Below are 10,998 nucleotides of genomic sequence, written 5' to 3'. Positions count from 1 at the left end.
ATTGACCTTGCCAACCAGATGATTGAATAGAATTTCCAAGGATGAAACCGAAGTGGCTTCATCCTTTTCTCTGCGATAAAATCAGTAGTATCCTTTAAATAAATATCTATATAGCTTACCCGGTTGATCCATTTCATTGCTTCTTGGCGTTCGATACGATAACGCCAAAGAGGAGAAAAACAGAATGGAACCGCATAGAAAAAGCAAGGATAAAATTCCGGTAATGACAGGCATAGTCATCCCTCCTTTATATTGTTGTATGAAGTGTAATGTATGAAACGCGTTTCAGAGCAAGAGATTTTTATCAGGATAGGTGAAGGTATGGCAAATATTAAAGATATTGCGAAGATGGCAGGGGTATCGGTAACGACCGTATCCCGGGTATTGAATGACCACCCCTATGTGAGTGAAGAGAAAAGACAGGCTGTTTTACAGGCGATGGAGCAGAGCAATTACCAGCCAAACGTGAATGCTGTTCATTTAAGCAGAGGGGCTACGAGGCTTGTTGGAGTGGTCATCCCTTTTATCAACCACCCTTATTTCGGATTGCTTCTCGAGGGGATTGCCGAGGAAGCATTGAAAAACAATTATAAGTTGGTGATGATTCAGACCAATTATGAAGAGGAGCGGGAGTTAGAAGCGCTGACTATGCTAAAGCATAAGCAATTTGATGCGTTGATTATTTGTTCAAGGATATGTCCTTGGCAGACGATTGAAGATTATTTGGAGTATGGCCCCATTGTTTTAAGTGAAGATGCCAGAGGAAAAGAGGTATCTTCGACGTTCATTGATCATTATGGGGCTTTTACAGAAGCTCTCGAATATTTGTCAGGTAAAGGTTATGGTAAAATCGGATACTGCATCGGCAGGAAATCTGGCCTCAACAGCATGCAAAGAGAGAGGGCCTACAAAGACTTCCTGAAGAAAAGAAGTGAACCTTTTGACGAGGGGTTGGTGTTTTCAGGATGTTTTAACTTTGAAGACGGGGAAAAGGTTGTAAAACAATTTAAGGTGATGGAAAATCCTCCATCCGCTCTGCTTGTTACCAGTGATCAAGTGGCAGCAGGCATTATCACCTGCTGCAGGGCGGAAGGAATAGAGATTCCAGGAGATCTTGCAGTCATGGGGTTTGATAATCAACCGATAGCAAAAATCATGAAAATTACAACGTTGGAAATTCCATTGGTGGAAATGGGGAGAAACTTGCTGCAGCAGGCGATTCATGGAGACAAGGTATTACATAAAGAAATGTCTGTAAGGTTGATCAGCAGGGAAACGGTATAAGAAAAAAGCCAGGAATTACGCATCCTGGCTTTTCTCTATTAGTAGGCGCGTGCCCAATATACAAGCTGGCTGGCATCTTTTCCACAGCAAACACATTCCTCAGAAACTTTTTCATCTTCAAAAGGGATGCAGCGGGAAGTTGCTCCGGTCTCTTCTTTGATTTTATCTTCACAAGCCCGATCGCCGCACCACATGGCTTTAATGAATCCTTTATTGGTATTCAACTTTTCTGCAAAATCAGTGTAGTCCAATGCAACACTGGTTTTTTCTTCGCGGTGTTTGAGAGCTTTTTTAAACAAGTTGTTTTGTACATCATCAAGGAGCTGGGCGACCCTATTTTCCAACTCATCAAGACCGACTGTCACTTTGTCCCCAGTATCCCGGCGGGCGATAACGACTTGATTATTTTCAATATCCCGAGGGCCTGCTTCCAGGCGAAGTGGAATCCCCTTCATTTCATACTCATTGAACTTCCAGCCCGGCTTTTTGTCGCTGGCATCGATTCCGACACGGAATGAACCTGCCAGTCTTTCTTTAAGGTTGTAAGCGAAATCGAGCACGCCTTCTTTGTGCTGGGCAATCGGCACGATCATTAATTGAGTAGGGGCCGCTTTAGGCGGAATCACAAGTCCTCTGTCATCTCCATGCACCATGATCATGGCGCCGATAATCCGCGTAGTAAAGCCCCATGATGTTTGCTGGACATACTGAAGATTACCTTCACGATCGGAAAATTGGATGCCGAATGCTTTTGCAAAACCGTCTCCGAGATGGTGGGATGTACCCGATTGCAATGCTTTTCCATCGTGCATCAAGCTTTCGATGGTGTACGTATATTTTGCACCTGCAAATTTTTCTTTTTCTGTTTTCTGGCCCTTAATGACTGGGATAGCGAGAATGTTTTCGCATAGCTCCGCATATACTTCAAGCATTTTTACTGTTTCTTCATGAGCTTCTTCATCTGTTTCGTGGCAAGTATGACCTTCCTGCCAAAGAAATTCAAGGGTGCGAAGGAATGGTCTCGTTGTTTTTTCCCATCTCACCACATTCGCCCATTGATTATAAAGCTTAGGCAGGTCGCGGTAAGAGTGGATAATATTTTTATAGTGCTCGCCAAACAGGACTTCTGATGTAGGTCGGACACAAAGGCGCTCCTGCAATTCCTCGTCACCGCCATGAGTGACCCATGCCACTTCCGGCGCAAACCCTTCAATGTGGTCTTTCTCCCTTTGCAGCAGACTCTCTGGAATGAATAGAGGCATATAGACGTTTTCGTGTCCTGTTTCTTTGATTCTTTTATCTAACTCTTCTTTGATGTTTTCCCACAGGGCGTATCCATATGGGCGGATGATCATCGACCCGCGGACACTTGAATAATCGATCAATTCGGCTTTTGTTACAACATCGGTATACCACTGGGCAAAATCTTCATCCATGCCTGTGATACTCTTTACGAACTCTTTTCCCATTTCTGCACCTCCGAAATTTATTTAAAAAACAGATTCTGCTGATTCCCGCTCCGGGTGTCCGACTCCGCGGGCCGGGCCTGGGTGCTCAAACTGGACGTCCCGCTAGTCCTGCAGGAGACCGGTCACCCTCCGCAGCGTGAAAATCAAAAATTATTTAGTAAGACTTTCTTCTGTAACGCTAAAGAAAACATCTAAAAAGAGTTTGAAAACAAAAAAGCCCTGCTAAGTTAGGGACCAGAACACTGGCGGTACCACCCTAATTCAAAGCAAAGCTTTACACTCGTATCATGATAACGGTTTGAACCGCTGTATGTGCTACAGAACTCAAAGGCAGGTTCGAACGGCAGCCAATAGGAGCCTTGCAGCCTGGAGCTCCCTCTCTAAAAAGTGACCGGAACATTCTACTGATCCTTCTCAATGTTTCATTATTTTTAAGTATTATATTTTCCCAGAAAGAAAAAGTCAATTTAATTTTTAAAGTTATATCTACAATACACATCTTATGGGCATTAGCATAACTGTACTAAGGTGGTCGTGCTGGATATAGGAGTTATTGTTTTAGCGCAATACATGTACCTAGTTGGAGTTTGTAGATACAAGAATTTCAGATTTTTTCGTATCTTGTGTATTAAGAATGTGTGCTTTGATACAAGAGATCACATAAATAGCCCACTTATGTACCTAGTTGGAGTTTCTAGGTACATGAGTATCAGGTTTTATCGTAACTTATGTTTAAAGATTGTGTTCTTTGATACAAGAGTTCACATAAATAGCGGGACTCATGTACTTAGTTGGTGTTTTATGTATAAAGAGTGTGTGCTTTGATACAAGAGGTCACATAAAAAGCGCCACTCATGTACTAAGTAGGCACTTCTGAATACATAACTTCCAAGTTTCATCCCAATCCATTCTCCAGATTGTCCTTCGAGCTGCATATTTATGGGATACTGCTACTGGATTAAAGTCAATAGTGACTGAAAATTAAAAAATCTGTCGAGAATGCTAATAGAATATGTAAAAAGGGAGATATGATCATGATCCAGGTTAAAGTGTTTGATTATGAGCATGAAAAGGATTTGGAAAGAGATATGAATAGGTTCCTGAAGTCAGTGGATGAAAACAGCGTCGTTGATATCAAATATCATGTGGCAGCGATGCCGGAAGAAGATGATGAGGAGCAGATTTATTGTTTTTCTGCGATGATTGTTTATAAAAAGTAAATCGAAAAGCAGCTCGATTTTAAATGTGAAATTAGAATGCGCGTGGGATATGCAATTATACGCACCGGTTATACACACTTGTGCACGGAGTATGCAGATATACGCACGCATTATACCCTAATGCGCACATGAATTTTAAAATACGTCCGGTTTAACAGAATATGTTAGTTCGCCTGCCGCTTTACCACATTAACGCACTAAGAGGGACAGTCCCCTAGTACGCTTTAATGCATTAAAGCGTGCTGCTACTCCAGCCTACACAGAAAAACCCGTTCAAGCCTGATGGCTGTAAACGGGTTTCACTACTTATTGTTGTTCCAGCGCACTCAAAGCGGCATTGAAGCCAGCGAGTCGCCCGGTAACGAGTGCGGAAGTGATGTTGTATCCACCGGTGTATCCGTGGATGTCGAGGACTTCACCGCAGAAGAACAGCCCGTCCATTTTTTTCGAAGCCATCGTTTTAGGCTGTATTTCTTTCACGGACACGCCTCCTCCGGTAACGAAGGCTTTTTCGATGGACAGGGTGCCGTTCACTGTGAAGGTGAATCCCTTCACCAACCGGGCTAGTTCCCTGATTTTTTCGCCGGAAAGGGTGATCCCTTTTTGGTCAGGATCAATTTCTGCGCGTTCCAGTAAGAAAAGAAGGTATCGTTCAGGCAGCACACCTTTTAGGATGTTTTTAACTGCTTTCTTCTCTTCTTCTTTTTTGATAAGGGTATTCAGTTCCTGAAATACCATCTCTTCGTTCTTGTCCGGAATGCTGTCGATATGCATCGTCACATGGGAAAGGTTCCACTTTTTCATCGCCTTGACGACATATTGGCTGCATCGCAAAACGGCGGGGCCTGATATGCCAAGATGCGTGAAAATCATGTCCATTTTGTGGGTGATCAACGGTTTTCCTTTTGGATTCAACACGCTGAGTGCCACGCCACGCAAAGACAGTCCCTGAAGCTCCCTTTCCTTGATGAAAGGTTCATCAGAAGTAAGCGGCACTTCGGTAGGAAACAGGTCCGTGATTGTATGCCCTGCTTCTTCCGCCCAAGCATATCCGTCGCCTGTCGAGCCGGTATGGGGAACAGATTTCCCGCCTACCGCAATGATGACGGACTTCGCTGAGAAGGTTTCACCTGACTCTAAAGTAACGCCGGCTGTCCGGCCGTCTTTATAGACAACTCTTTTGACAGGGGAGTTTGTGCGCTTTTCAACACCCAGCTCATTCATTCTGTTTAGAAGTGCGTCCACAACCGATTGAGCTTTATTTGAAACGGGGAACATCCTTCCGTGATCTTCTTCCTTCAATTCAATGCCGAGTTTCTCAAAGAACGCAATGATATCTTCATTATTGAACTCTGAGAAGGCACTGTAGAGGAAGCGGCCGTTACCAGGAATGTGTTTGATGATTTCATCGATGGGCAGCCTGTTTGTTACATTACAGCGGCCCCCGCCGGAAATCGCCAATTTCCTTCCAAGTTTATTTCCTTTATCTATTAGGAGGACTTTACCGCCGTTTTCACCTGCGGCAATGGATGCCATCAAACCAGATGGTCCTCCTCCGATTACGATTACATCATAATTATTCAATTGTTCCACCAACTTTCATGCTTTCACCGTTTTATTTTAATGATATTTGCCATAGATTACAAACAATTCCCCGATAGCTTTCTAGTTGTGTTTCGGAAGTCTGGATAGTAAACTACCTATAGTGTGAAATTAGAAGTTTCGGAAGGGAATTTTTATGTCATCGACTTTAATTAGAGGTACGTTTATTTTAACGCTCGGCGTCTTTATTTCAAAGTTTCTCGGTCTTTTTTTTGTTATACCGTTTTACGCTTTACTTGGGAATGAAGTTGAGCCGACTTCTTTGTATTCCTACGGATATGTCCCTTACACAATCTTTTTGACGATTGCGACGGCAGGTGTTCCGCTCGCGGTGTCGAAGTTTATTTCAAAATATAATTCACTTCAGGAGTATAGTGTCGGAAGGAAGTTATTCAAATCCGGACTGGTATTGATGACTCTGACCGGTATCGTTTCGTTCCTGATTATGTATATATTTGCTCCTTTTTTCGCGAAAGTTACGATTCCAAGTGAGGAGCAGGTCATCACGGTGGAGCAGGTAACAACGGTTATCCGTGCTGTCAGCTTTGCTTTGATCATCATACCGTTTATGAGTTTAATCAGAGGATTCTTTCAAGGACACAACTCGATGGGACCGACGGCTGTTTCACAGGTGATAGAACAGATCGTCCGGATTGTCTTCCTCCTGGTGGGAGTGTATGTTGTCCTCTACGTCATTAAAGGGGATATGACAACAGCCATCAGTGTGGCCACTTTCGGTGCATTTGTCGGAGGGATTGCGAGTCTTGCCTCCCTGATTTGGTACTGGTTCAAGAGAAAACCTCACTTTGACAAAATGCTGGAAGAAGATAAAGGAACGGTAGATATCTCTTTGGTGGAAATCTATAAAGAAATCATTGCCTATTCGATTCCTTTTATCTTTGTGGGAATTGCGAACCCGCTGTTTCAACTTGTCGATCAGGTGACATTCAACAGAGCGATGGGGGCAATCGGAAATGCAGACATTGCCGATACTGCATTTGGTGTGTTGAATTTCGCGGCGCATAAGCTTGTCATCATACCGGTTTCATTGGCCACGGCATTTTCAATGTCACTTCTGCCTTTGATTACATCTGCTTATACACAGAATGAATACGGCAAGATGAATCGCCAGCTGGACCAGACATTCCAGATCCTGTTGTTTTTAACCATTCCGGCGGCCTTTGGAATTTCCTTATTGGCTGAGCCGACATACACGCTGTTCTACAGCCATAGTGGCCTGGGGACTGAAGTACTGAGAACGTATGCACCTGTTGCGATTTTGTTTGCGCTGTTTGCCGTTACAGCAGCTATCCTGCAGGGAATCGATAAACAAAAATTCACCATTCTCAGCTTGCTTGTCGGGCTGCTGATCAAACTTGTCCTGAACATTCCATTGATCAAATTGTTGGAAACACAAGGGGCTGTTCTAGCCACGACACTCGGATATCTTGCGGCCACGGTCATCAACCTAATCGTGATAAAAATTTATGGAAACTACCAGTACAACACAGTGTTCAGAAGAACATTGCTGATTCTTATGTTTAACGTTGTGATGGGTGTCGCGGTCATCATCCTATACGGGATTCTGGCTCAATTTCTGGACCCGGCAGCTAAGATGCAAGCCATTATCCTGGTCGCCATTTGCGGGCTGGCTGGAGCCGGTGTTTACTTCTACTTAAGCTTCAGATCAAGACTGGCGGACAGATTGTTTGGTGAACGGGCTGCCAAAGTCAGAAGAAAATTGAAGCTCGGGCAGTAGCAATAGATTTCATAGAATCCAATACTACAGGTAAAATAAAAAGAGGTGGACTTATAAAAAGTCACCTCTTCGTTTTTATCTGTACTGAACGCCCTTAGACTCAATAGAACTCTAATTGAACTACCTTACTGGTAACCGAGCTGCCTGCGAATCCGTTCAACTTGGCGTTCCAATCGGTCTACCCGGCGGTCAAGGCGCTGATACTGCCTTTCTAGACGGTCCAATCTGTTGTCGAACTGTCCGTAACCTCCGCCATAGCCGCCATCATAACCTCCGCTGTAACCAGGAGTCTGAGGGAATTGTGGCAGCGGGAGGAAAAGTCCGCCCTGTCCTTGTTGTCTATGATACATAAGTGCACACCTCGCAATATTTATATATTCACTACAGCCTATGCGGAGAGTTCTAATTGGTATAGGCGATTACCTAACAGAATAGGAAGTGACAATGAATGAGAATCGATAAATTGTTATCCAATATGGGATATGGAAGCAGAAAAGAAGTTAAGAAACATTTAAAAGGCGGAGGGACCGTGGTAAATGGAGAAGTAGTCAAGGATCCTAAATTCCAGGTTGACCCGGAAAGTGATACCGTGACGGTACATGGAGAAGAAGTTGTCTATAGAGAATTTATTTATTTGATGATGAACAAGCCTCCGGGAGTCCTCTCCGCTACGGAGGATGCAGAAGGTGAAACCGTCATTGATCTCCTCGAAATGGAAGATCAAATTTTCAATCCATTTCCAGTGGGAAGATTGGATAAGGATACGGAAGGGCTGCTGTTGATCACCAATGACGGACAGCTTTCACACCAGTTGCTGTCTCCTAAAAAGCATGTTCCGAAAACCTACTTTGCAGTGATTGAGGGGGAAGTGACAGAAGAAGATGTGTCCGCATTTGCTGAAGGTGTTACATTGGATGACGGGTATGAAACAAAGCCAGGAGAACTTGAAATCATCTCCTCCGGAATAAGGTCGGAAATCAACTTGACGATAACGGAAGGTAAGTTCCATCAAGTAAAAAGGATGTTTGAATCGGTTGGAAAACGGGTCATCTACCTGAAAAGAATCACGATGGGCCTCCTTCCACTGGACGAAACGCTCGAGCTTGGCGAGTACAGGGAATTGACCGATGAAGAAGTCGAGGGATTGAAGAACCATAAATTAGACTAAGAAAAGAGCTGGTGCATAAGGCATCAGCTCTTTTCTTAGTCTGTTTCTATGCGTTTAAATAGTTTTTTTACATTGAAGTATCCTCATGCACCTATGTAGCTAGGAGGTCATCTTAACCTTCTTTTCCGTCGTTGTCCATTGGCCCCGGCAAGGACTCTCTACCAAGTCATTGTAAGCCAAAACATTCAGATCTCTTTGAATGGTGCGCGGAGTAATGCAGAACTCATCTACAAGGTCCTGTGTAGACACAGTCCCATTCTTTTTAATGTAAATGTAGATTGATTTAATTCGAGTCAGCATTCGATTTGTTGAAGGTTTCAAAGAACCACTCCCTCATCATTTTTCCCAAAGGCAAGCCTGCACACAGCTTAAGAGTTTCTACTCATCAAGGAATATATTCCGTTTGAGACAGCTCCTTTTCAGTTGGTTTTCATAGATGCTGGAACACTTCTATTGTACTCTTCTTTTACCCTGATTTCTAGAAAAATATCCAAATTTACGAAAAATTAAATGTTTTTAAAACTATATATACTTTATTATATGTAATCGATAGAAAAAAATTAAAAAAACCTGAACTTTTTTAAAAATAATCCGTATGTTTTGGAGGAGGGGAAAAGCATGAATACACTTAACGTCGATATTAAAAAGGGTGGCTATGAAGCCGGGAATTCATTGATCCATAATATCAGGTTTTCAATAGCTTCCGGAAAAATTCTTGGAATGATCGGTTCAAATGGTGCGGGGAAAAGCACCACCATCAAAGGGATGATGGGACTCCTGCCGTTCATGGAGGGAAGATCCGATATAGAAAATGGAGTCTCTTATTCTTATATTCCTGAAAGGCCTGTATATTATGATGAGCTTACCCTTTGGGAGCATATTGAATTCGTTGGAAGCGTGGAAAACATCCCGCAAGCGACCTATAAGCAAAGAGGCGAGCACCTTTTGGAGAAGTATCGCTTGATAGAACATGCCCATCGGTTTCCATCGACATTTTCAAAAGGAATGCAGCAAAAAGGAATGATTGTGCTCGCGTTGTTGACGAAGCCTGAGCTCTTGGTCATTGATGAACCGTTTATCGGTCTAGACCCGAACGCCACGAAATGGATGCTGCAGTCTTTAGAAGAAGAGAGGGCAAGAGGAGCAGGCGTCTTGATGTGCACCCATGTCTTGGATACAGCCCAAAGGATTTGTGATGAATTTGTAGTTATTAACCAAGGGACGATGCTTGCATCCGGAACCCTTGAAGAAGTTCTGAGAGAATGCGGAGCAGAGGGAAGCAGCCTCTATGACTGTATTCCGGATGAGGAGAAGGAAAAAAATTGAGTAGCTTGCATCTTTTCTTCAAAAGAATCCGAAACAGCTTCCTCTTTCAATATAATGTAATCAAATCTGTTGCTGACTGGACTGTCATGCTGTACCTGATCGTTCCGTCTGCTGTCATTGGAACGATGATTTACCGGTCATGGTGGATGGAAATTCCAGAGTGGATTGTGCCGCTTCCTTTTGAATTATTCTTTTTAATCCCATTTTTCTATATCCTTACAGGGTACTTCCGAACCTGCCTTCTTGAGGCTGACCAGGTGTTCTTGACCAAGCATCCAAAAATTTTACTTGGATTGAAGAAGTGGGGAGTTTTCAGTTCTTATGGTAATACCCTGCTTTTTACAGCTGCAATTGGGCTGCTAATCGCTCCATTTTGGCTGCTCCATTTTAATGCAGGTATAATGTCATTATTAAGTTTTCTTACATTTATACTTTCATCTAAATGGAGTCATATGGCGGTCAAAGGGATACTCGTTGGCTTGCGAAAAAATTGGAAAAGGACACTACTTTTCTACTTAGCAATTATCATGCAATTACAAATGTGGGGAATCGCCTATCGGCTCATAGATCACGGGCAATATATGATCCTTGCGCTTGTAAACACCCTTTTGATTGCAAGCTCTTTCTTAATTAACCGTAAGAGGATTTACAGCAAAAATTCCATGCAAAGGGATTTGAGGATTGAAAACAAGTTGAAAATGAAATGGATTAGGCTTATCTTTATGTTTTCACATCAAGTAGAAAAGGAACCTGTCTCAGCGGAGCGTAACAGGCCAAGACTGTTACGCAAATCTCAGCCCATCTTTAAAAAAAGGACACCTTTCCATGGATATCTTGAGTTGTTTGTAAAAGTCCTGATTCGCAACTTCCAATACAGTGCTACTTATTTTCAATCAATAGGAGCTCTCTCATTTTCGCAGATCGTCCTTCCCGCTTTGTGGCTGAAGCTGGGGGCAGCAGGTTTGATCGCTTTGTCGCTCCTGGCCTGGAATGAATGGGTTTGGGATAAACTGATCATAAAGCATCCCATTGGCAGTAAGTACAGTAACAAAAGGGAATTGAGGAAAGTCCAGAACACAACGAGAATCGTTGCATTTATTCCTTATTTCTTCATGTTGACCTTTTCACTGTTGAGCCATTTTGGTGTCATTTAGTTTTGGAGACGGTGTT

Annotated in this window: 10 protein-coding genes and 1 other annotated feature; of the genes, 6 read left to right on the top strand and 4 right to left on the bottom strand. The window is 43.1% G+C overall.

All coding sequences use genetic code 11. The features are described from left to right. Positions 1 to 321 precede the first annotated feature (321 nt). Complete coding sequence (locus tag BSG1_RS13360; RefSeq protein ID WP_044022896.1) at positions 322 to 1,284, top strand: LacI family DNA-binding transcriptional regulator; 963 nt, start codon at positions 322 to 324, stop codon at positions 1,282 to 1,284. 38 nt (positions 1,285 to 1,322) lie between these two features. Here the strand turns inward: BSG1_RS13360 and proS are convergent, their stop codons facing one another. Continuing rightward, a complete protein-coding gene (gene proS / locus BSG1_RS13355) occupies positions 1,323 to 2,753 on the bottom strand; it encodes a proline--tRNA ligase (protein ID WP_006837607.1) in 1,431 nt (476 codons plus the stop codon). A gap of 226 nt (positions 2,754 to 2,979) precedes the next feature. Then, positions 2,980 to 3,180: a binding site (T-box leader), on the bottom strand. A gap of 607 nt (positions 3,181 to 3,787) precedes the next feature. On the opposite strand from proS, the gene BSG1_RS13350 reads away from it, so the two are divergent. Further along, on the top strand, positions 3,788 to 3,973 hold the full coding sequence (locus tag BSG1_RS13350; RefSeq protein WP_006837606.1) for a sporulation protein Cse60: 186 nt from the start codon (positions 3,788 to 3,790) through the stop codon (positions 3,971 to 3,973). Between the two features lie 306 nt (positions 3,974 to 4,279). Here BSG1_RS13350 and BSG1_RS13345 read toward each other — a convergent pair whose 3' ends face one another. After that, positions 4,280 to 5,509, bottom strand: a complete 1,230-nt coding sequence (locus tag BSG1_RS13345) for an NAD(P)/FAD-dependent oxidoreductase (RefSeq protein ID WP_044022893.1) — start codon at positions 5,507 to 5,509, stop codon at positions 4,280 to 4,282. A gap of 202 nt (positions 5,510 to 5,711) precedes the next feature. Here BSG1_RS13345 and BSG1_RS13340 point away from each other — a divergent pair, with 202 nt between their 5' ends. Continuing rightward, a complete protein-coding gene (locus BSG1_RS13340; RefSeq protein ID WP_006837604.1) occupies positions 5,712 to 7,334 on the top strand; it encodes a putative polysaccharide biosynthesis protein in 1,623 nt (540 codons plus the stop codon). Between the two features lie 125 nt (positions 7,335 to 7,459). Here BSG1_RS13340 and BSG1_RS13335 read toward each other — a convergent pair whose 3' ends face one another. Then, the gene (locus BSG1_RS13335; RefSeq protein ID WP_006837603.1) at positions 7,460 to 7,684 is read right to left on the bottom strand and encodes a hypothetical protein; all 225 of its coding nucleotides are present in this window, start codon (positions 7,682 to 7,684) and stop codon (positions 7,460 to 7,462) included. A 98-nt stretch (positions 7,685 to 7,782) separates the two neighbouring features. Here BSG1_RS13335 and BSG1_RS13330 point away from each other — a divergent pair, with 98 nt between their 5' ends. Further along, positions 7,783 to 8,502 carry a pseudouridine synthase gene (locus tag BSG1_RS13330; RefSeq protein WP_006837602.1) on the top strand — a complete coding sequence of 240 codons (720 nt, stop codon included), beginning with the start codon at positions 7,783 to 7,785 and terminating at the stop codon, positions 8,500 to 8,502. 99 nt (positions 8,503 to 8,601) lie between these two features. On the opposite strand, the gene BSG1_RS13325 is transcribed toward BSG1_RS13330, so the two are convergent. Further along, positions 8,602 to 8,823, bottom strand: a complete 222-nt coding sequence (locus BSG1_RS13325; RefSeq protein WP_006837601.1) for a DeoR family transcriptional regulator — start codon at positions 8,821 to 8,823, stop codon at positions 8,602 to 8,604. Positions 8,824 to 9,120: 297 nt separating this feature from the next. Between BSG1_RS13325 and BSG1_RS13320 the strand changes: the two genes are divergently transcribed. Then, the gene (locus BSG1_RS13320; protein WP_044022892.1) at positions 9,121 to 9,828 is read left to right on the top strand and encodes an ABC transporter ATP-binding protein; all 708 of its coding nucleotides are present in this window, start codon (positions 9,121 to 9,123) and stop codon (positions 9,826 to 9,828) included. Beyond that, positions 9,825 to 10,982 (top strand): ABC transporter permease, encoded by a 1,158-nt coding sequence (locus BSG1_RS13315; protein WP_044022891.1) that lies wholly within the window; start codon positions 9,825 to 9,827, stop codon positions 10,980 to 10,982. Before BSG1_RS13320 ends, BSG1_RS13315 begins: the two co-directional genes overlap by 4 nt. Positions 10,983 to 10,998: the final 16 nt, after the last annotated feature.

The organism is Bacillus sp. SG-1, from assembly GCF_000181495.1.
In the GTDB taxonomy this organism is placed as follows: Bacteria; Bacillota; Bacilli; order Bacillales; family Bacillaceae_B; genus Rossellomorea.
Note: the sequence above shows the minus strand (reverse complement) of the source record. Positions and strands in the feature narration are given on the sequence as shown.